Source organism: Paenibacillus oleatilyticus, assembly GCF_018998565.1.
GTDB lineage: Bacteria > Bacillota > Bacilli > Paenibacillales > NBRC-103111 > Paenibacillus_G > Paenibacillus_G oleatilyticus.
The window spans coordinates 13,343-34,578 of record NZ_JAHNZO010000047.1 but is presented as its reverse complement, the minus strand read 5'-3'; the positions used below and the strand labels follow the sequence as shown (position 1 = coordinate 34,578).

The window sequence follows — 21,236 nt, the reverse complement described above, 5'->3', positions numbered from 1 at the left end:
ACAGGAAAATGAACCCGAGGCACTCGAATTTTGTCGAATAAAAGGTAAAAATTAATTAATATTTAATCTATTTTGTAACAATTACATTCCGATATAGCGGCTGTACAAGCTTTTGGCCACGGTAGGGTCTTCGGTGCCTTGTACGATCATCCTGCCGTCCGGGAAAAGCACCAATGTCAACGCTTCGTCCAAATGAAGCTTCAGGAGAAAAGGATTTTTCTCTACTCGTCCGAGCGGCTGAAGCCGTTCCGCCCATTCTTCCAAAGAGAGCGAGGCAGGTGCAACGGGCTGAATTTGGACGGAATTCCGGCCGCACAGCGTCTGGATCGTATCTTCCTCCAGCGAGGCATCCAGGTATTCGAATTGACGTTTCGCGCAGCAAGGGCAATCCGCTTTGCGCGCTTTCGACACGTCGATGGCGGCGTATTGGTTGTACCAGAGATCCCAATGAACCATCTTGCGGTTTAAATGCTGACGGGCCCCTACAAGCAGCTTAAGCGCTTCGGCCGCTTGATGGGAGGCGACCGTATGAATGATCGATCCGATCACGCCTGCCGTATCGCATGTCTCCGTCGTACCCCGGGCCGGCGGCTGGTCGAACAAGCACCGCAGACAAGGCGTTTCGCCGGGAATGACGGTGTGCGAGACGCCGCGGGAGCTTACGGCGCCGCCGTAGATCCACGGAATTCCGCGTTTAACGCTGACGTCGTTAATTAAAAAGCGCACCGCAAAGTTATCCGTACCGTCCAGGATAAGCTGCACGTCGGCCAGCAATTGCTCGGCATTGGCGAAGTTCAAGTCGGCTACGACCGGTTCGATGACCACGCCGGAGTTCGCAGCGCCAAGCCGGGCGGCAGCCGCTTCCGCTTTGGGCGCGGAGCCGGCCGCATCGGCTTCGTCGTAAAGCATCTGCCGCTGCAGATTGCTGCGCTCGACGAAGTCGCGGTCGATCAGGCGCACGAAGCCGATGCCGGCGCGCACCATATGATTGGCGAGCACCGTGCCGAGCGCGCCCATGCCTACGATAGCGACTCGGGCTTGCAGCAGCTTGGCTTGCCCGGCTTCGCCGATAGGGGCGAACAGCATCTGGCGCGAATACCGTTCCCGGTCCGCGACTTGTACGTTCTCCTGCTCCGTCATGCTGTCGGATACGTTCATGCCCGCGTTTCTCCTTCCTGCGGCAGACCGGCTGCCGGATTCCAGGGGCCTTGCTGATGTCCCTTCCACTCCGAGCCGTCCTCCCATATTTCCTTCTTCCAGATCGGCACGATCTGCTTCAGCCGCTCAATGGCATAACGGCTCGCCTCATAGGCGGAGTCGCGGTGCGGGGAAGATACGGCAATGACGACGCTCGTTTCGCCTACCGGCACCGTACCGAGCCGATGCGTAATCGCGAGCCGCGTACCCGGCCAGCGCGAGGACAGCTCGTCGCCGATTTGACGCATCGTTTTCAGCGCCATGGGCTCGTAGGCTTCGTATTCCAGCATCGTGGTCCTTTTGCCATGGGTAAACTCCCGGGTGGTGCCCACAAACGCCAGTGTCGCGCCATGGTCCGGGTGCAGCACTTTAGCCGTCACCTCATCGGCACGAATCGGATCGCGGGTGATGGTGTAAGGCTCCGGCTCGCCGCCGGAGACCGGAGGGATGAGCGCGACTTCATCCTGCCCGGTGATGCGCACCGCATCGTCCGCATATTGCTGATTCACCGCGACGAACGCTTGCTTAAGCACGTCCGATGCGGCGGGGTAGCGGGCGGCCAGCAGCGCTTTGAGCTCCTGCGGCGTCAGCCCGTCTTGTTCTATGTCCAGCTCCAGTACCGGGGAACCGAAATGCTCGGCCAATCCGGCGAAAAGCAGCAGCTTCAGCTTCATGGTTGTCTACTCCTTTGTTCCAGCGGCCTTTCGAAGTCCGGCGAATGGGGTCTTTGTGCGGCAGATGGTTCTCCGGCCGCGTTAAGCTCGCGATTCACCGGCTTTTGCGGGCTGTTCTTTTAAGTTTCAGCATACCATATTTTTAGCGAAAAATGATATAATGGTTGGTGATGTTTCAAGGGAGATGGAGGCGTAGCATGACTATAGAAATCATAGATGAGTACGTCGGCCGAGTCCGGTATACCGTAAGCGAGCTGGCGGCCATCGCTCCGCGAAGGTTTCCGGTGCAGGAGCGGGTAAGCGGCGTCACGGGTAACGCGTTCGACTGGCCGGCGTGGTACGAAGCCTGGATTCGGGCGCAGCAGGCGGAACCGGGACGGACCCCGACCCGCTTGGAGGTCGAAGGGGCGGACGAATTTCAGGCGGGCATTCCTTGGAGCGAATTGAAGCAAGCCTTGGTGCTTTACGAGCAGGAGGACGGCAGTCCATTGGCCAAAGGGTATCCGATCCGCTTGTACGTCCCGGGCGGTAGCAGCGAATGCCTTAATGTAAAAAGCGTCGTGCGAATCCGGATGCTCTACGATGAAGAGGCTGCGGAAAAAGCGGCGACGTACGGGTTCAAAAATACGATAACACCGGAGCAGCTGCTCAAGCCACGTTCTTGACGGCACGCTGTTCCGTTCATCCACTCGCTACTTGAAGGAAGGTGCCTTTGTGATCGAACGAATGAGGCTGCGCGTCCTTCATACGAACGATATTCACAGCCACTTTGAACAAATGCCCCGTATTGCCTCCGTTCTGCGGAGACTGCGCGCGGAAGCCGGAGAAGAGCGGACGCTTACGCTCGATATCGGGGATCATATCGACCGGATGCGCCCGGAAACCGAAGGGACGGACGGCCGGACGAACGTCGCGGTGCTGAATGCATCCGGGTATGAAGCGGTGACCCTCGGCAACAACGAGGGATTGTCCTACACGGAGGACGTCCTTGCGGAGCTGTATGGCCGACAAGCAAGCTTTGCCACGGTGATCTGCAACTTGCCTGCAACCGCAACGGGAGCGCTGCCGCCGTGGGCGGTGCCGTATTATATCATCAGCAAAGCGGGAGTGCGCATCGGGCTGATCGGAGTCACCGCCTGCTTTCCCGAGTTTTACAACCTGCTCGGATGGGACGTGCGGGAGCCGTTCGACGTCGTGCCGCCCCTTGTCCGGCAGCTTCGTCCGCAGGTGGACATCCTTATTGTCATGTCCCATCTCGGGCTTCGCAACGACGAGCGCATGGCGGCCGAAGTGCCGGGCATCGATCTGATTTTGGGCGGGCATACGCATCACTTGCTCGAAGAGCCGCTGCGCATCGGCGGGACGCTCGTCTGCGCGACGGGCAAGTTCGGACAATACGTCGGAGTCGTCGATCTGGAATGGGACCCCGCCGAGCAGAAGCTGGTACGTGCGGTGGGGTCCGTTCATGCGGTGGCAGCCGAGCCGGAGGACGAGGAGATCCGCAGCTTGATCGGGCAGTATGCCCTTCGTGCCGCCACCGAATTGGACCGAGAGGTTGCCCGCCTTTCGGTCGAGATGCCATACGATTGGTATGGCGAATCGCCGCTCGGGAATTTGCTGGCCGGGGGATTGCGCCGGTGGATGGGAGCCGAGATCGGCCTGGTCAACGCCGGGCAGCTTCTCGGCGGGCTGCCGCAAGGCCCGGTATCGGCCGGTATGCTGCTTCAATTGTGCCCGTCGCCGATCAACCCGTGCCGGATGAAGCTGACCGGGGCGCAGCTGCTTCGCGCTCTGGAGGAATCGCTGCTTACCGAGTTCATGGACAAACCGCTGTACGGCTACGGCTTTCGCGGCAAGGTGCTCGGCACGCTGTGCATAGACGGACTCATCGTTGAGTACGACCCGGAAGGGGCCGATTATGCGAAGATTCGCGCCGTGGACGTCGGCGGACAGCCGCTGGAGGCGGAGCGGCAATATTGGGTCGGCTCCATCGACATGTTTACGTTCCGGGTCGGCTTTACGTCGCTCGGAGAAGGGACGGAGCCGCAGTTCTTCCTGCCGGAATTTTTGCGCGATGTGCTGCTTCGGGAGCTTCGCGACGAATCGTCGCTTCAGCACAGCTTTTCCCGACGGTGGCACGCGGTGGGAGAATCGCGGCATACAACCTAAAATATGCGCTTCTTTGTGTACAAACCGCAGCAAACAAGCTAGAATATAAAAAGCGATACATGATACGAAATGGATCAATTCGAGGGAGAGAGTAGGAGGAGCGCATGCACGATTGGTGGGTAGCGGTGATTATCGGCATCGTGGAAGGCTTGACGGAGTTTTTGCCGGTTTCGTCTACGGGCCACATGATTTTGACGAGCACGCTGCTGGGAATTCCGGATACGGATGAATTGATCAAAACGTTCGAGATCGTCATCCAGCTCGGCGCCATACTAGCCGGGGTCGTCGTATACTGGAAGCGGATATTGCGGCTGTTCGGCCTCAGCAAGGAGAAGCCCAAAACAGGCAAAGGGATGAACTTGCTGCATATTATGCTGGCTATCGTGCCGACGCTGGCGATCGCGTATTTGACGAAAGGCTTTATTAAGGCTCACCTCTTCTCGCCGTCCACCGTCCTTATAGGCTTGATCCTTGGCGGTGTGCTGCTCATCGTCGGGGAGAAATTCCAGCCGAAGGTAACCGCGCACGATGTCGACGAGCTGACATACAAGCAGGCGTTCTTCATCGGTCTGTGGCAGATCATTTCGATTTGGCCGGGCTTCTCCCGTTCGGGCTCGACGATTGCCGGAGGAATGCTGGCCGGGGCGAGCCGCAAGGCGGCCGCCGACTTTACGTTTATTATCGCCATCCCTGTCATGGTCGTGGCTACCGGATACGAGCTCCTAAAAAACCTGGATACGTTCTCTTCCGGAGATGTCGGATTTTTTGCCACCGGCTTTATCGTGTCGTTCGTCGTAGCGCTGCTCGCGGTTGTCACGTTCATTAAATTCGTACAAAAGTTCAGCATGTCGTATTTTGCATATTACCGCTTTGCCGCTGCCGCGCTGTTCTGGATCTTCGTGCTGCGGTAGTTTGTTCGGAATTCGACGATATTTTGCCGGAAATAGGGGATATTCCCTTGTTTCCGGCTTTTTTCGTCCGATGTTCATATAAATTTTGTCAAAACGTGAAAAAACATATTGCTCTTTTTAGTCGAATTCGATACGCTTAATCATATCGATATTTTTCTAAATTTTTCTTTAGAAAGAAGACGTGGTTCGTTGATGCGTTTGCTTCCGCTAAGCATGGTCAAACCCGGCATGCGCCTTGGGAAAAAAATATACAACTCGGACGGGTTGACGCTGCTTGGCGAGCGAGTGGAATTGACGCAGGCGCTTATTACCCGTCTGGGCGAGCATGGTGTGGACTTTGTATATATCGACGATCCCCGAACCCGGGATCTGATTGTTCACGATGTCCTTACCGAGGAGACGCGGCTCCAAGCGATGACCGAGATCCGGACCTCCTTCCGCAAAATGATGGAGGATCAGGTTAAACGCAAATTGGTGGGTCAGCTGCAGGTCGGCAAGGCGTTTCGCGGGATGATGAGCATGATTTTGGACGACTTGAGCCAGCACAAGGATGCCATGATTATGCTGACCAATATCAGCCTCATGGACGAATATTTGTTTCAACATTCGCTCAATGTGTGCATCTATGCGACGATGCTCGGCATGGCGCACGGCTACGACCGGGAAGAGCTGATGACGCTCGGTCTGGGGGCGCTGCTCCACGATGTGGGCAAAACCCAAATCCCGCTTGAGCTGCTGCGCAAAAAAGGAAAGCTGTCGGACATCGAATATGAGCGGATCAAGCATCATACGGTATTCGGCTTTCAGTTTCTGAAGGACGAGCCCAACATTCCGCTGCTCGCCGCGCACTGCGCTTTTCAGCATCACGAAAGACTGGACGGCAGCGGGTACCCGCGCGGACTCAAGGGCTCGGAAATTCACGAATACGCCCGCTGGATCGGCCTGGTCGATTCTTACGACGCCATGACGACCCACCGCGTGTACCGCAGCGCTATGCTGCCGCATCAAGCAATGGAAATTTTGTTTGCCGGATCGGGCACCTTGTACGAGCCCCGGCAGATCGCGCTGTTTCGCGATAAAATCGCCATCTATCCAATCGGAGTCACGGTCACTTTAAATACGGGCGAAACGGGAGTGGTCGTCGATTTGAATGCGAACGTGCCGCAGCGCCCGGTCGTACGTCTGCTGCTGGATGCGGAGGGACAGGAATTGAAGGATACGCCTGAAATCGATTTGTCCAAAATGCTGTCGGTCATGATTACCGGCGTCAACCATAAACCTATCTAGTATCAAGTCATGTAGAGGCAGCTTCCCGGAAGCTGTCTTTTTTGGCATTGGGGGGCGCTTTGAAGGGCTAAGCTATTGGATTTTAATTTGAAGCATAGCTGATTTTTTAGTATAATGTTAAATTATAAACTAACTTCTCTTTCGTAAGGAGGTGATCGAGTGGACCCAATTTCAAACGAAGAGGAATGCATGGCTTCCGTGGAGGAGGCGCTCCAAATTTTCGGAGGCAAATGGTCGTTCCTGGTCCTCCGTCAACTGTTCAAAGGTCCGCAGCGGTTCAATCAACTGCGCCGCAATCTGGACCATATCAGCACCAAATCATTGACCGATATTTTGCGTCATCTGGAGGAGCATGAGATTATCCGTCGTCAAGTGTTTCCTACGGTACCGGTAACCGTCGAATATTCCTTAACGGATAAAGGCAAAGACTTTCAAACCATACTTGTGGAAATGGGAAATTGGGCAAGAAAATGGGGAAAGCCGCGCGGCATCGACCTTTCCGGACAGCGGGAGTAAGGTGCGGCGCGACAGGACGTCGGTTTTCTTTTCAATCGTATTACGATACAATGGGTAATATATTATTGTTAGATTTTACTTTTTAAAGAAGTCAGGTGTGAAAAAACAACATGTCCGATCGCTTAATCGTCAACGATTTGCCCGTATTGCCCCAGATAACGCCCGAGTACGACCCGTGGGACCCGCTGCGCTCTTTGCAAACGCATGGCGAACACCGGTTGACGAGCGTCGAGCTGACCGTGACGAATTTATGCAACATGCGCTGTGAGCATTGCGCCGTGGGCGAATCGCTTCTGGTATCGGAAGGGCCGCGCATCCCGCTGGATGTCATCTTGAAGCGGCTGGACGAAGTCGAGGACTTGGAGACGATCAGCATCACCGGCGGGGAACCGAGCTATCACGAGCAGACGGTGCGCGAATATATCGTTCCCCTGCTGCGTTACGCCAGGGAGCGGGGAGTTCGTTCGCAGATCAATTCCAACGTGACGCTGGACCTTTCACGGTACGAGGCGATGGCTCCTTATCTTGACGTCATGCATATTTCGTTCAACTATTTGAACGCCGACGATTTCTACGAAGTCGGGTTCGTCCGGACAGACCGAAGAGTATCCGCCACGACGGCGGCTAAGTTATATGAACGGATGGTCGAGAATGCGAAAGCGCTCGCTAGCGGCGGGATGTTCGTTTCGGCGGAGTCGATGATCAATTACCGGACACATGGAAAGCTGAGCGGAATCCATAAGCTGATTCGAGAAATGGGATGCCGCCGCCACGAGGTGCACCCGATGTATCCAAGCGCTTTCGCCTCCAATTTGCCGGTGCTGACGCTGGATCAGACGCGGGCTGCGATTCATCGGCTGCTCGACGACCGTGACCGCGATCTGTGGATGCTGTTCGGCACGCTGCCCTTTTACGCTTGCAGCCCGCTGGAGGAGGACCGGGAGATGGTAACCCGACTTCGCCGCGAGCCGAACGTGACCGTGCGCAACGACCCGGACGGACGAAACCGCCTCAACGTGAACCTGTTCACGGGCGACGTTTTCGTCACCGACTTTGCGGATGTGCCGGCGCTCGGCAACATTCATGCGGACCGGCTCGATCAAGTATTCGCGCGCTGGAAAGATCATCGCCTGAGCAAAACCGTAAGCTGCCATTGTCCGGCGGCCAACTGCTGCGGACCGAATCTTTTGGTCGTCGATACGTATTATAAAGAAGTCGATTTCGGCCAACGGAAAGCTCTTGTGTAGTTCAGCCATTATTCCATTTTACTTTTGCAAAGGAGACTGATCCTTCTTGGAAAGTCACAGTACAGGGTTCGATTTCGGATTAATTTCGCTTAATCTTTTACTGGTCGTGTTTTTGGTGCTGCTGAACGGTTTTTTTGTCGCAGCGGAGTTTGCATTGGTGAAAGTCCGGGCTACGCGCTTGCAGCAACTGGAGAGCGAGGGTAACCCGAAAGCCAAGTATGCGCTTGCCGTAACCAAAAAGCTGGACGCTTACCTGTCCTCCACGCAGCTCGGCATTACGCTGGCGTCGCTGGGATTGGGCTGGGTAGGAGAACCGGCCGTCTCGCATCTGATCGTTGAACCGACTCTGGCAGCTTTCGGACTCGGAGGAGCCTGGTATGCCAATGCCTTGTCGTTTGCGATCGGATTCGCCGTGATCACCTTCATGCATATCGTACTCGGCGAGCTTGCACCCAAATCCATGGCTATTCAGAAATCGGAAGCAACCTCTCTATGGCTGTCGGCTCCTTTAATGCTGTTTTACAAAATCTTTTATCCGGCGATCTGGCTGCTGAACGGCGCCGCGAACAGGCTCTTGAAGCTGGTCGGGATTCAGCCAGCGACCGAGCAGGAAGCCCATACGGAAGAAGAAATACGAATTTTGATGGATCAGAGCGCCCGGAGCGGTCATATCGACAAGGACGAGCTGGCGCTATTCGATAATATATTTGAGTTTTCCGATCGGGTCGCGAGGGAAATTATGCTGCCGCGGACCGATATGGATTGTTTGTTTACCGAGCTCAGCTATGAGGAAAACTTAAAAATCGTTTACGAAACGAAGCATACGCGCTACCCGGTGGCTACGGACGATAAAGACGAAATCATCGGATTTGTCCATATGTCGGACTTGCTCACCTGCGATCCGGAGAAGAAGCACGATATCAAAGATTTCTTGCGTCCGGTGCTCATGGTACCCGAATCGATGGAAATCAGCCATGTGCTGCGGCTGATGCAGAAGAAGCGTTCCCAGCTTGCCGTCGTGATCGACGAATACGGCGGAACGGCCGGGCTGATTACCACCGAAGACATTCTGGAGGAGATCGTCGGCGAGATTCATGACGAGTTCGACGAAACGGAGCGGCCCGAGGTAGAGAAGATCGGAGATGCTTACTCCGTTGACGGACGCGTGCTGCTGGAGGATCTTGACGACAAGTTGGCCCTCGGCATCGAAGACGACGAGGTGGATTCGATCGGAGGCTGGCTGTTCAAGCAGTTGGAAGGCTCCGTCTCCAAAGGCAGACGGCTGGAGCAGAACGGCTTCCTGTTCGAAATTACGGAGGTCGAGCGATTGCGTATTTTGCGTGTGAAAATTCAACCCGTTCAGAAACAGCCCGTTTCGGGTCCGCTAGCCGGTCAAAACCATCCCGACGAATAAGGGGGTACCCGTTCGATGTCGCTTAGAACGATCGTATTTTGCGTGCTTGGCGCCGTGCTTTTGTACGGAATGTTCACCATCGGCTTCCCGTTTTTGCTCGCCATGTTGATTGCCCTGTTGCTCGAACCGATCGTTCTGCTGCTAACCCGAATGTTCCGCGGCGGACGTGTGACGGTTTCCGCCGTAGTCTGTACTCTTTTTACCGGCTCGCTGCTTGGTTTCGTTTACCTGATCGGCTTCAAAATCGTCACGGAGCTCATTCAATTCTGGAAGAACGCTTCGGTGTATTTGAGCGATGCCAAGCTGTTTATTGAGGATTCGTCGGTAAGAACCAAATTGTTCTATAAGCTGCTGCCGTACGACGTTGCCGAACAGGTACAGCGCTACGTGGAAACGGGAGCCGGGATGCTTACGGAAAATTTAAAAAGCATCGTGGCCGCCATCTCCGGCTATTTTCTCGATGTGGCCAAAACGATTCCGAATTTGTTCGTGTTTTTTTTCGTATTCGTGATCGGTCTTTACTTGATTTCGTTCAGCTTGCCGAAGCTGCATCAGTCGTTTCTGAACCTGTTCGAGACACAGTCGAGACCGAAGGTGGCTGCGGTGCTGAGCGATCTGCGCCGTGCTATTCTAGGCTTCCTGTTCGCGCAGGTGCTGATCAGTCTGCTAACGTATGTGGTGACGCTGATCGGCCTGCTTGTCCTGAATGTCGATTATCCGCTTGCCGTTGCATTGCTTATCGTGCTCGTGGATATTTTACCAGTGCTTGGCACAAGCGCCGTGCTCGTTCCGTGGGCGGGGTACAGCATGCTCGCGGGAGATATGCGGCTCGGTATCGGGTTGATCATTCTGCTGCTCGTCATCATGGTGTTCCGCCGTCTGATCGAGCCGAAAATTATCGGCGACGCCGTCGGGATCAATGCTTTGGCGGCGTTGGTCAGCATGTATGTAGGCTTTCAGCTTGCCGGAGTAATCGGCCTTATTCTGGGGCCGGTGCTAATTATCGTGTATCAGGCGCTTCGCCGGGTCGGTTTGCTTAAAATCAACATTAAATTGGAACAGTAACTATAACAAAAATTCTTGTCGTTCATACGGTCTTACGGCAATCTAAGGGGGAGAAGCAATGCAGGCAGGTCTAGAAAAAGCCAAGCAGCATTCCAAATTATCGTTGCCCAAACTGGTGAAACGCGCCGTCATTATTTTGTTAGGGGCGGCGCTCGTCTCGGTCGGACTGGAAAACTTTTTGGTGCCCAACAACATCATTGACGGGGGAATCGTGGGCATCTCGATTATTACCTCGCATTTGTCGGGTATTCCGATCGGCGTATTTCTCTTATTATTCAACCTTCCGTTTCTGTTTATCGGGTATAAGCAAATCGGTAAAACGTTCGCATTATCTACCTTATTCGCGGTTTCCCTCATGTCCGTCGGTACATGGCTGCTTCATCCGGTTCCTCCGCTGACAACCGATCCGCTGCTTGCGGCCGTGTTCGGCGGCATTATTCTGGGCATCGGCGTCGGCATGGTCATCCGTTCAGGCGGCTCGCTTGACGGCACGGAAATTATGGCGATTTTATTCAGCAAGAAGACGCCTTTTTCGGTCGGCGAAGTAGTCATGTTTTTTAATCTGTTCATCCTGAGCAGCGCCGGTTTCGTGTTCGGATGGGATCACGCGATGTATTCGCTTATCGCTTACTACATAGCCTTCAAGCTGATTGATATTACGATCGAAGGCTTCGACGAATCCAAATCCGTCTGGATCATCAGTGAGAACAGCCGCGAGCTCGGTGACGCCATTATGAACCGTTTGGGCCGCGGCGTCACGTATTTGCAAGGCGAGGGCGGATTTACCGGCGGGAACAAGCTGGTCATCTTCTGCGTCATTAACCGGTTGGAAGAAGCGAAGCTGAAGTCGATCGTCGAGGAGCTCGATCAAGCCGCATTTCTTGCAGTGGGCAATATCCACGACGTAAAGGGCGGACGCTTTAAGAAAAAGGATATTCACTAAAGAGAAAACCGTCACGGCCATTCGTTCGAAGGTAGGGAGCGCATTATGCACCCTGTTTGGAACGAGAGCTGCGGACGGTTTTTTTCGTAAACGGCGATCGACGCCGGGCTCGTTCAAACCGTCGAATCCGGGAAAACGGAGGGCACCGCGATCAGGCAAGAAGCGGCGGCCGTTAGCAGCAACTTTTTTGTAAACGCTTTCCTAAACAAGTCGCTTCAGCTCCTTTTTTCCTTCTGCAGGGGGCAGATGAAGTTGTTGTCATTTTATACGCATAATGGACGAGCGGCAATGTATAAATATTGGTAGATTACAAAAGGAGGCATTTCCGGCCATGGATCTTGAGAAAGAATGGTATCCGTATGTCAGCCCCTTCGACCCTTGTCCGCCGATTACGGTGAAGACCTTTGTTATTCCGCCAAATCTGTATATTCAGTTTCAACCGCCGGGGCTTCCTCAATATCCCCCGCTTCAGGCGCTCCATTGCGGTACGCTCTGGCCTGCGCTGTATAGTCCGTACGAATCCAAACATTGTTAAAGGATAGGAGGTGAACGGCATGAAACAACCACTGCCTCCTCATTACTACACGCTGCTGGAGGAGCTGCAAGCGATCGATTTCGTGCTGGTAGAGCTGACACTCTATCTGGATACGCATCCCGGGGACGCCCAGGCGTTGGAGCAATTTAATCAATTTGCGCAGCAGCGCCAGCTTCTGGCCCAACGGTACGAGTCCGAGTTCGGTCCGCTTCTGCAGTATGGTCACAGCTTTTCGGGATATCCGTGGCAATGGTGGGAGCCGCCGTGGCCGTGGCAGGTCTGATTCAAAGCCGAACCAGGAGAGGAGACTTGTGCGATGTGGATCTATGAGAAAAAGCTGCAGTACCCGGTCAGGGTCAGCAAGTGCGACCCGCACATGGCAAAGCTGCTGATCGAGCAGTACGGCGGTGCGGACGGTGAGCTGGCGGCGGCGCTGCGGTATTTGAATCAGCGATATACGATACCGGATAAAGTGATCGGGCTTCTGACGGACATCGGGACGGAGGAGCTTGCCCATCTGGAAATGATTGCCACGATGGTTTACAAGCTGACCAAAGACGCCACGACGGAACAGTTGAAGGCCGCGGGACTAGATGCGCATTACGTGAATCACGATAAAGCCCTGCATTACAATAACGCAGCGGGCGTGCCATGGACGGCGACTTATATTCAGGCCAAAGGCGATCCGATCGCCGATCTGTACGAAGACATCGCCGCGGAGGAAAAAGCGCGTGCCACCTATCAATGGCTGATCGATATGACGGACGACCCGGATTTGCAGGACGGTCTGAAATTTTTGCGCGAGCGCGAGGTCATTCATTCGCTTCGCTTCCGCGAGGCGGTGGAGATTTTAAAGGCGGAGCAGGGGGCGAAAAAGGTGTTTTAAGGGAAATTCAGGCTCGGAGGTCAGGCAGAAGGGGCGAACGGAATGAAGCAGGTAAATCATACCGTTCGTCATCGTTTATTTTGGCGGTTCGCAGCTTTAAGTTAAAGCTCGCTGTAAAACGGCGCGGTGCCGAAGGATCCAAGCGGCTGACCGGGATCGCCAAGCCAATCCCCACAAAGGCCCTTGACGATTCGGGGTAATGTGCGCTTCGATCGCTTCTTCAGCAGTTTCGCGGACAACGACCTCCAGAATGAGATCGTAGAGAGGCGCCGCTGATTGGAGGGGAGGCCGTAAGCATCGACCAGAAGGCGAAGCTGTCGGGCCCGCGCGTCCAGCGGAGGAAGGCACCCTTTGAGGAAAAAGCCAACAAACCCGCGCTAATTCGACGAGCGGATCAACCGGTCCCGCATACTCCCAAATCGATTAGCCAATCGCATACAATTGTCCAAAGGAACACCTCTTCCCGTTCATATGGTAAATTCGGCGAATTACCGACCTCAAAGAAGCAACACCCCCCTTCTTCCCAATTTCTTGCTAAGGTAACATACCCGCTGCGGTTCCAAAAGGGTAAAAAACAAACATATTCATCTTGTATGTGAGGACATCGTTTGACAATCTGTGACAATCATGGTTCTATAAGACGTGATGTGTTTATGCGGATGTCAGGAGGAGAAAGGGAATGCCGATCAACAAGACAACACCGGAAGCGATGATCTTCGATTTGGACGGGACGCTGTTTCAGACGGAAACGCTGCTACTGCCGGCTTATCACGCCACATTCGAACAGCTGCGTGCGGAAGGGCTGTTTCAAGGGGAAACACCGGATGAGAAATACATTTTGAGCGGGCTTGGCATGCTGCTGGAGCACATATGGCAGCTCGTGATGCCGGATGCCGATGCGGCGGTTCACCGCCGTGCGGACGAGCTATTGCTGGAGCTGCAAGTAGAGGGAATGGCGCGCGGCGAAGGCAAGCTGTATGACGGCGTTGCCGACACGCTGCGGGAGCTGCACCGGAGGGGCGTGCGGCTGTTCATTGCCAGCAACGGTCTGGAGGCTTATGTCAAAGGCGTTATCCGCCACCAAGGGCTGGAGCCGCTTTTTGAAGCCGGAGGCTTGTACAGCGCAGGGGAATATGCGACCCGCTCCAAGGTGGATCTCGTGCGGCAACTGCTGGACAAGTACGGCATCGAAAACGCCTGGATGGTCGGTGACCGTTCCTCGGACGTCGAGGCGGGACACGCGAACGGACTGTTCGTGGTTGGCTGCGACTATGCGGGCTTCCGCAAAGAGGGCGAACTGGATCGGGCCGACGTCCGCATCGCGGATTTCCGTGACCTTCCGGCATTGCTTGAGGCATAAAGGGCTGGCGGGCACCAAAAACATCGATGACGCATCGGTCAGAGTGTTGAAAAAGAGGATTTTGACTGAAGTAGAGAAACATACGGAGGCGGGGTATCTACTGGAGAAGCGATAGCATCCGCCTTTGTCATCGGGAAATGTCCGCTAGTAAGCGGCTTTCCAATCCAATTTCCCGATGACAAGAGCGATCGGAAGCAGATACCCCACTCATCGTAACCTCTATTACCTCAATGGACCACTTTCTCAACAAGCTCACCGATGACGCATCGGTGTTTTTTTTTTATGGACAAAACCGGAAACCCGGCCCAAAAGAAAAGACCGCTGCTTCAAACAGACCGGTCTCAGTGTGATTCGCTTTGTTGGGATTGCGGTGCAAGGTTCAACAGTTTGGTATCGGTTTTAGGCGCTGCTTTCTTTTCGAGCAGATGGAGAGCGAATTCGATGGGCCGGCGAATTGCCTTGCGGTAGGTTTGCAGATCCCCGGTTAGCCGGAACACGTCGCGCGAAGGCTTCGGATTGACTTCCAGCAGCCAAACATGCCCCGACGGATCGACCGCCAGATCGATGCCGGCTTCGCAAAACGTGCCGAACTTCGCTTCAAGATGCTGCGCAATATGGAGCCCGAGGGTGTAGGCCGCTTCCTTGATGCTCTTTACTTTTTCCTCCGTACCGAAACGGTTTTTGAGCATCGTTTCCATCGAGATCGCAGTCCCGCCGCCGTGCAGATTGGAAGTGACGGAAAACGGCGGTCCGATACGGCCGGCGCATCCGGTCACCTGCCACTTCCCTTGGCCGTCTTTTTGCACCAGCATCCGATAGTCGTGCACCCGGCCATCCTTCAGCTCGAGTGGAATGCCCTGCTGCACGATATATTTGCTCTGCAGCCCCCAGCCGGCAAGCCGCACCGGAATGCGCGCTGCGGTCACCTTGGTCGCCGGCAAAATGCGGCGTTCCGCATCCCTCCCCTGCATGAGATAGCCACGGCCTCCCCGCAGCCGCTGCAAGCGGACAATACCGCGCCCCCCGGTGCCGCTTTTCGGTTTCATATACACGATCGGGTGTTTCTTCAGAAACTGTTCCAACTGCTTCCGGTTTTTGTAATGAACGGTGGAAGGCAGGTGCGGAGCGATGTTTTCATTTTCCGAAAGCAGGCGGTGAATGTTCCACTTGTTGGCAAGCGGCCGGCTCAGGTAGCGGAGCTTGGTATATTTTTGGCGGAAGCGCGTGATTTTGCGGTAATTGTCCGCCCCGTGATACCGGCACCGGTCATAGATGATCGGCGGAAAGCCGATCCACCTGCGGGTCCATGATCGGGTCGCTTGGTTATAGGCGAGCGCGTGAATCCGCGATCGGTTGTCATCCACATCGTCCGGGGTGAATACAAACACATCCACCCCGAGTTTTTGTCCATAGACGCTCAGTTTACGGTAAAACGAAAGCTCTTCCAGCTTCCGTCCAGGCATATACATAGCCAGCACGCCAAGTTGGGTACTCAAGTGCAGCTCACCTGCCTATCTTTCTTAATTATCGCGCTCGGCGTTGGTTTGCGCCAGAGGAAAGGCATCCGTTTTTTTGAGAGGACGTTTCGGTTTGCGCTTGGCCAAATAGATGGAGTACAGGATCAGATTTTCGAGCGATTTTTTGCGGATGGGCGGCTCGTCGAATTTCATCGGCTTGGAGTTTGCCTCGAAAAACCAAATGTGCCCTTCTTGATCGACGCCGAGGTCCATGGACATTTCGCCTAACATATGGCCGCTGGACTTCTCGATCTGCTTTGCGATGGTGAGCGCCGCTTTTTTGGCGCGGGCGATGATGCGTTTGCTGCCGAGCCCGCCGAAGGAATACGTAAGCAGCTTGGCGGGATCGTCAATCGAGCCGCCCCGTGGAACGTGAGTCGTGATGCTGAGCTTTCCGGCCAATCTGGCGCCGACCCCCGCGACGCTCCATTGGCCTTTGCCGTTCTTCTGCACGAGTACCCGCAGATCGAACGGACGCTGCTTATAGCTGGAGAGGGGAATTCCCTGTTGGATGATGTAGTCCTTGCCCCCGATCAGCTCCTGTACTTCCGACCACAGCCGGGAGACGCTCGGGTAACGGGAGATGTGGCTTTTGGTCTTTTCCTGAATACTGAGCTCAAATATTTTGGACTTCGTATCGAGAGGGCTTCGGCTTACTTTCATGATGCCCTTGCCGGCTTTGCCGCGTATCGGCTTGAGATATAGAAACGGATACTCGGCAAGCAGCTTATCGAGCTCCTCACCGGAGGAGAGCCGTCTCGTGGCGGGAATGTAGCCCTGCGTCTTCTTGGCATGATTGAGCCATTCGAACAAAGTCCATTTATTAAAGAAGGACGGGTTGAAAAAGCGGATCCTTCTCTGCCGCATGCAGGTTTGAATCACCTGCTGCACCTCGGGGAGCAGCTCGAATTTGCGGTAAGGAATCCGGTTATATATGACGTGGGGGGCAGGAAACACCCCTCTTTTCCACGTTTTGTCGGCCTCATTGTAGGTGTATCCGACAGCTTTGCCTCCGGACAGCTTGAAATCGGTCGTCGTCATGACGTAGACGAGAACGCCGCGCTCTGCACCGGTTCGGATCAGGTCGATAAAATTTTCTTGATTCCCGCGAAAAATTCGCGTTTCATCCGAGTGAGTAAGAATGGCCAGCGTCGGATTTTCGCGCTTGGACGGTACTTTGGTGTTGGTAACCACTCAGGAATCCCTCCTTGACCGAAATCGGCTCAAGTAGAGGCAGTAGTCATGGATGTTTTGCAGCGAGGCTTTTCCTTGTTCCTTCAGCGCCGGATGCTTGAAAATGGAGCGTCCCGGTTTGGAATTCGCCTCGAACATCCAGAGGCGTTCGTTCTGGTCGATCCCGATATCGAAGCCGAGCTCGCCCAAGGTATGCCGGTAATTCCGCTCGATGTCCTCCGCCAGCTTGATTGCGGTTTCTTTGGCATTGGAAAGTACCGAATCCGCCCGGTTGCCGAAAATTTGCCGGAGCACCTGTTCAGGCGTCATGAGCTGCCCGCCGGTACGCACATGGGTCGTGACGCTGCCTTTGCCCGCTTTCTTGGCCCCGATGGCGGCAACGACCCATTGGTTGGCGCTGTTCTTGGTCATGTGGAAACGGAAATCGATCGGACAGCTGTCGATTTCGATCAGACGAATCCCCTGCTGGGCAACGTAGTTGTTCAGTCTTCCGCTCTGCCGGTTGAGCAGCGCCATGAGGGCCTCGAACCGGCTGAACCGGAGCAGCACATTGCGCCCTCCTTGCCGGAAACGGACATAGTAGCCGCGTTTCGGGTTGTACGTCAGGCGGAAAATGCCGATGCCGAGGCTGCCGGCGGTCGGTTTCAAGTAGATGAATTTATGCCTTTCCAGCATTTCCTCGATTTGTGAAGGAGTGGGGTTGATCCGGGACTCGGGAACGTAACGGGAAGCGTCGGTGCCTTCCAGCAAATTGTACACATCCCATTTGTCGAAAAAAGTCCAGTTGAAGAGCGGAATCCCTCTGCGAATAAACCGCTGCTTGAAAGCGTTCATCGACTCGAGCCGCTCCGCTTTCCGGCTGGGCAGCCGGTTGTAGACGACATCGGGCAACGGCATCGTCTTGCGTACCCAACCGCTTTCGCCGCGCGGGAGAAGGGCGGTGACGGTCGCTTGAGACCAATTGACGCTTTGGGGGGAAAAGCCGTAGTAGAACGCTTTGTCGGAGCCGGTGCGCATAAACTGCCGGATAAACTCCGTCCGATTGCCGAACGGAGCGCTGTCCCCGCCCGTAACGCTGGTCAAGATCCCGATCAGCGGGCCGATGCGGATGTCTTTAGCGTTGCTGCACGTGATCAAGGTGGTGCCTGCCCGGGGAATGCGAAGCTGCGTGTAAAGGAATGAAGGCAAATACAGATGGTTGCCGCTCTTTTTCAGCAGCTTTAAACCTGCGGATACGCTTTTGCCGCCGAGGTGCAGATGTATGTTTCGTGTTTTGGATACTTTAAGCGCCCGCGCCAATTCGCCGGAGAGGTAGACGACCCGCTCCTGACGCTGGGTGACATGAATCGTGCAAGTTGTCAAGCTCATGTTGAACCTCCTAAGAGTTTTGCCGCAGGCAAAACTTTCTCCGAAAGCATGGGCTGAGTTTTGCCGCAGGCAAAACTTTCTCCGAAAGCATGGGCTGAGTTTTGCCGCAGGCAAAACTTTCTTCGAAAGTATTGGGTAGAACTTTGCCGGGCACACATGTCAAGGCTGCATTCGCCTGACGTTCGCCTGCGCACGCGGTTGCCGCAGCAAATACCGCGCGTAGCGCAGCGGATTGGCCAGTGCGTCCAGTTTGGCTTGATCGTCCTGTAAATAAGTAAAGATGGAGCGGCCGGGTTTGGAATTCACTTCGAGAATCCAACTATTGCCATCCGTGTCGACACCAAAATCGATGCCGAGCTCGGCGAGCCGCCCGTGACAAGATTCCAGCGCTTCCGGAAGCCCCATAGCGAGCTGCTTCAGCTCGTGAAGGAGCTCCTCGGCCCGTGCCGGCCCGAACTCGCGGGCCAAGAACGGTCCGATGGGTTCCACCGTGCCCCCGCCGTGCAGATTGGAGGTCAGGCTGCCGTTCTGCCCCCGGCGGACGGCCATGCCGGTCAGGTTCCAACGGCCGTCGCCGTTTTTTTGCACGAGCGCGCGCACGTCATAAGCGTCGCCGTTATGCGACTGCAGCGGCAAATACTGCTGCAGCAAATAGCTGCGCTGCGCGACGAAGCGGCGCAGCCAGCGAAGCAGCGCCCCGGCGTCGGCGAAGCCGCACGCGACGGCGCGGTTGCGCGGGTCGCGCCCGCGGACGGTGAACGCCTCCGAAGCGGCATTCACCGTGCCCGCAGGGGACGCGGCTTCGCGGCGCACGAGCAGCACGCCGCGTCCCTGGGAGCCGCCGCGCGGCTTCAGAATCGCTTCGCCGCGCCGCCGGAGCCAATCCGCGAGCGTGCGCATACTGCGCAGCGGTTGCGTCTCCGGCAGGTGGCGGTCAAATCGGCCGTCCCGCCGAAGCGCTTGCTGAACGTCCCACTTGCCTTTCAAGCCGTGGCCGAGCAATCGGACGGAGGACTGCCGTTTAAGACCGTCCAATGCGTTCTGATAATCGGCGAATTGCCTTCGGGCGGTGAAAAAGCAGCGGTCATATACGATAGCCGGCAAGGCGAAGGTCCGGCTGCCCCACTCGTTGAGGGCCGCATCATAGATATAGCCGGTCACTTGCGGCCGGGACCAATCGATGCCCTGCGGAGTAAATACGAATACCGTCAAGCCGCTGCGGCTCCCAAGGATGCACAAACGGCGGTAGAAACCGCGGTTGGCAAAAGGCGGATGTTCATCGGTTTGCGTCGTCATGATGCCGACGGTAGTTTCGTTCGGGCGATCTGGTTTCATCATGCGCTTTACCTCGATCCGTTGAAGCTGCATCGTTGTAGAAACCCCGAAATATCCCATATGCGGGGGCAGTTTATCGGGGGGAGATCGGCTTTCCGGCCCACCGACCGGAGGCTTGGCGAACCGGTCAAAACTTCGCCACGAAGCGGGCATATTGCACCAGCTTCTTGACGGAGGGGCGGATCTTGCGCCCGGCCCCCAACGGCGTATTGTCCTCCTTCGACGGCTTCGAATTGACTTCAAGCAGCCATACCCGGCCGTTCGTATCAATCGCCAGATCGATTCCGAGCTCGGCATAATGGCCTGGGACCTGCTCCTCGATGCCCTTGGCAATCTGGATGGCTGCCCGCCTCAGCTTGCCTAAGCGGCTGGCCGCCACGGCGGCCCCCGAGCGTTCCAAAGCGTTCCTGGCCGTCGTCAGCGTGCCGCCCCGCGCCAGATTGGAGACGAAGTGATGCGTGCCGGCTATGCGGGCTACGATGGACGTAATGCCCCATTGTCCGGTTTCTCCGCGCTGCACCAAGGCCCGAAAATCGACGGGCCGGTCGTTCACGGTCAGCAAGTCGAGCCCTTGCTGAATTTGATAGCGCTGGCTTTTCAATTTGCCCGAGATGCTGCTGTACAACTTGCCGAGGGTGGAAAAGGACTGCTTACGGGCGCCGCCGAGATTCGTAAAATGGCAAATGTATCCGCCCGGCTGTTTTTTAATCCGAATGATGCCTTTTCCAAGGCTGCCGGTAATCGGTTTGAGAAATACGGTCGAATGCTTGGCGCACATCGATTTGAGAAGCTGGAGGTTCCGCAGCAAATACGACTCCGGCAAGTACGGCTGCAGACCCGCTTCCTTGTGGAGGGCGTCGAACACTTCCGTCTTGTTTAAATACTTCTCATTGAAGAGCACCGCATTATGGCGGCTCTTGGCTTGCGTCACAAAGTGCTGCACGTTGGCCAGGTTTTCCAGCTTGCGCGAGGTCAGACGGTTATATAGCACGTGCGGCACCGGAAACGTCGTTTTTTCCCAGCCTCCGTTAGCCTTGACGCGCCATCCCCGAACCTGGTCGCTCTGTCCGCGCAAATCCTCAGGCGTGCTGAAAAACACCGATGCGCCATACAGCCTGCATGCCTCGGAGAGCTCAAGGCTGAAGGCGGTGTTCGCCCCGAACAGCTTGTCGGCGGAATCGGCGTAAACGCGGCTGACCATGACTCCGATTAGCGGGCCGAGATGAATTGTCCGGGTTCCGGTTTTGTATTGAAGACAGAGCTCATCCCCGTGGGCAAGCCCCCATTTGGAAGCTAACGAACCGCTCAAGCGCAGCACGCCGGCCTTGGACGAAGAGATGACCGAAATTTCCTCCCGGGCAGAGCCGAAACGGAGTTGAAGAGGCTGCTCCAGCGGAATCTTCCATCTTTTCACTACGGATTCGCTGAGCGTCAAAACGGAACCGTCCGAGGAAGTGCCGGCGCTTTGGATCTGGATCTTCACCTTTGTTCTTTTCATGCGGAACTCCTTCCCAGCACCGGCTTGCCGCAAGACATGCCGCAACATGCTTTGAACATTGAGAAGCGAACTACTTCATCATATGAGGGCGTCTAACCCTTGGTGAAAGAAACCACCTAT

The 21,236-nt window shown here is 55.5% G+C and carries 20 protein-coding genes; 13 read left to right on the top strand and 7 right to left on the bottom strand.

The genetic code is table 11. The annotated features are described in order from the left end of the window. Positions 1–81: 81 nt before the first annotated feature. Both KQX66_RS34735 and moaD read right to left on the bottom strand, forming a co-directional pair. Complete coding sequence (locus KQX66_RS34735) at positions 82–1,158, bottom strand: ThiF family adenylyltransferase (protein ID WP_216798113.1); 1,077 nt, start codon at positions 1,156–1,158, stop codon at positions 82–84. Continuing rightward, on the bottom strand, positions 1,155–1,871 hold the full coding sequence (gene moaD, locus KQX66_RS34730; protein ID WP_216798112.1) for a molybdopterin converting factor subunit 1: 717 nt from the start codon (positions 1,869–1,871) through the stop codon (positions 1,155–1,157). Before moaD ends, KQX66_RS34735 begins: the two co-directional genes overlap by 4 nt. Before the next feature lie 197 nt (positions 1,872–2,068). Here moaD and KQX66_RS34725 point away from each other — a divergent pair, with 197 nt between their 5' ends. The 13 genes from KQX66_RS34725 (at position 2,069) to KQX66_RS34665 (ending at position 14,204) form a co-directional block, all read left to right on the top strand. Beyond that, a complete protein-coding gene (locus KQX66_RS34725; protein WP_216798111.1) occupies positions 2,069–2,536 on the top strand; it encodes a molybdopterin-binding protein in 468 nt (155 codons plus the stop codon). Between the two features lie 49 nt (positions 2,537–2,585). Beyond that, on the top strand, positions 2,586–4,040 hold the full coding sequence (locus KQX66_RS34720; protein WP_438804223.1) for a bifunctional metallophosphatase/5'-nucleotidase: 1,455 nt from the start codon (positions 2,586–2,588) through the stop codon (positions 4,038–4,040). Between the two features lie 104 nt (positions 4,041–4,144). Continuing rightward, a complete protein-coding gene (locus KQX66_RS34715) occupies positions 4,145–4,951 on the top strand; it encodes an undecaprenyl-diphosphate phosphatase (RefSeq protein ID WP_216798110.1) in 807 nt (268 codons plus the stop codon). Between the two features lie 192 nt (positions 4,952–5,143). Continuing rightward, positions 5,144–6,238, top strand: a complete 1,095-nt coding sequence (locus tag KQX66_RS34710; RefSeq protein WP_216798132.1) for an HD-GYP domain-containing protein — start codon at positions 5,144–5,146, stop codon at positions 6,236–6,238. 159 nt (positions 6,239–6,397) lie between these two features. Then, positions 6,398–6,754, top strand: a complete 357-nt coding sequence (locus KQX66_RS34705) for a winged helix-turn-helix transcriptional regulator (RefSeq protein ID WP_216798109.1) — start codon at positions 6,398–6,400, stop codon at positions 6,752–6,754. Positions 6,755–6,864: 110 nt separating this feature from the next. Further along, a complete protein-coding gene (gene yfkAB, locus KQX66_RS34700) occupies positions 6,865–8,001 on the top strand; it encodes a radical SAM/CxCxxxxC motif protein YfkAB (RefSeq protein ID WP_216798108.1) in 1,137 nt (378 codons plus the stop codon). A gap of 46 nt (positions 8,002–8,047) precedes the next feature. Beyond that, on the top strand, positions 8,048–9,415 hold the full coding sequence (locus tag KQX66_RS34695) for a hemolysin family protein (protein ID WP_216798107.1): 1,368 nt from the start codon (positions 8,048–8,050) through the stop codon (positions 9,413–9,415). A 15-nt stretch (positions 9,416–9,430) separates the two neighbouring features. Beyond that, on the top strand, positions 9,431–10,480 hold the full coding sequence (ytvI, locus tag KQX66_RS34690; protein WP_216798106.1) for a sporulation integral membrane protein YtvI: 1,050 nt from the start codon (positions 9,431–9,433) through the stop codon (positions 10,478–10,480). Positions 10,481–10,538: 58 nt separating this feature from the next. Further along, positions 10,539–11,423, top strand: a complete 885-nt coding sequence (locus tag KQX66_RS34685) for a YitT family protein (protein ID WP_216798105.1) — start codon at positions 10,539–10,541, stop codon at positions 11,421–11,423. A 331-nt stretch (positions 11,424–11,754) separates the two neighbouring features. Next, a complete protein-coding gene (locus KQX66_RS34680; protein WP_216798104.1) occupies positions 11,755–11,958 on the top strand; it encodes a spore coat associated protein CotJA in 204 nt (67 codons plus the stop codon). 19 nt (positions 11,959–11,977) lie between these two features. Then, positions 11,978–12,241 (top strand): spore coat protein CotJB, encoded by a 264-nt coding sequence (locus tag KQX66_RS34675; protein ID WP_216798103.1) that lies wholly within the window; start codon positions 11,978–11,980, stop codon positions 12,239–12,241. Positions 12,242–12,274: 33 nt separating this feature from the next. Continuing rightward, positions 12,275–12,844, top strand: a complete 570-nt coding sequence (locus KQX66_RS34670; protein WP_216798102.1) for a manganese catalase family protein — start codon at positions 12,275–12,277, stop codon at positions 12,842–12,844. A gap of 679 nt (positions 12,845–13,523) precedes the next feature. Then, on the top strand, positions 13,524–14,204 hold the full coding sequence (locus KQX66_RS34665) for an HAD family hydrolase (RefSeq protein WP_216798101.1): 681 nt from the start codon (positions 13,524–13,526) through the stop codon (positions 14,202–14,204). Between the two features lie 341 nt (positions 14,205–14,545). On the opposite strand, the gene KQX66_RS34660 is transcribed toward KQX66_RS34665, so the two are convergent. From KQX66_RS34660 to KQX66_RS34640, 5 genes are all read right to left on the bottom strand, one after another. Next, positions 14,546–15,700: a YheC/YheD family endospore coat-associated protein gene (locus tag KQX66_RS34660; protein ID WP_216798100.1), complete on the bottom strand. Its 1,155-nt coding sequence runs from the start codon at positions 15,698–15,700 to the stop codon at positions 14,546–14,548. A 24-nt stretch (positions 15,701–15,724) separates the two neighbouring features. Then, positions 15,725–16,915 carry a YheC/YheD family endospore coat-associated protein gene (locus KQX66_RS34655; RefSeq protein ID WP_216798099.1) on the bottom strand — a complete coding sequence of 397 codons (1,191 nt, stop codon included), beginning with the start codon at positions 16,913–16,915 and terminating at the stop codon, positions 15,725–15,727. After that, positions 16,916–18,283, bottom strand: coding sequence for a YheC/YheD family endospore coat-associated protein (locus tag KQX66_RS34650; protein WP_216798098.1), 1,368 nt, complete (start codon positions 18,281–18,283; stop codon positions 16,916–16,918). A gap of 159 nt (positions 18,284–18,442) precedes the next feature. After that, positions 18,443–19,621, bottom strand: a complete 1,179-nt coding sequence (locus KQX66_RS34645) for a YheC/YheD family endospore coat-associated protein (RefSeq protein ID WP_216798097.1) — start codon at positions 19,619–19,621, stop codon at positions 18,443–18,445. Positions 19,622–19,745: 124 nt separating this feature from the next. Then, positions 19,746–21,116 (bottom strand): YheC/YheD family endospore coat-associated protein, encoded by a 1,371-nt coding sequence (locus KQX66_RS34640; RefSeq protein WP_216798096.1) that lies wholly within the window; start codon positions 21,114–21,116, stop codon positions 19,746–19,748. Positions 21,117–21,236 lie beyond the last annotated feature (120 nt).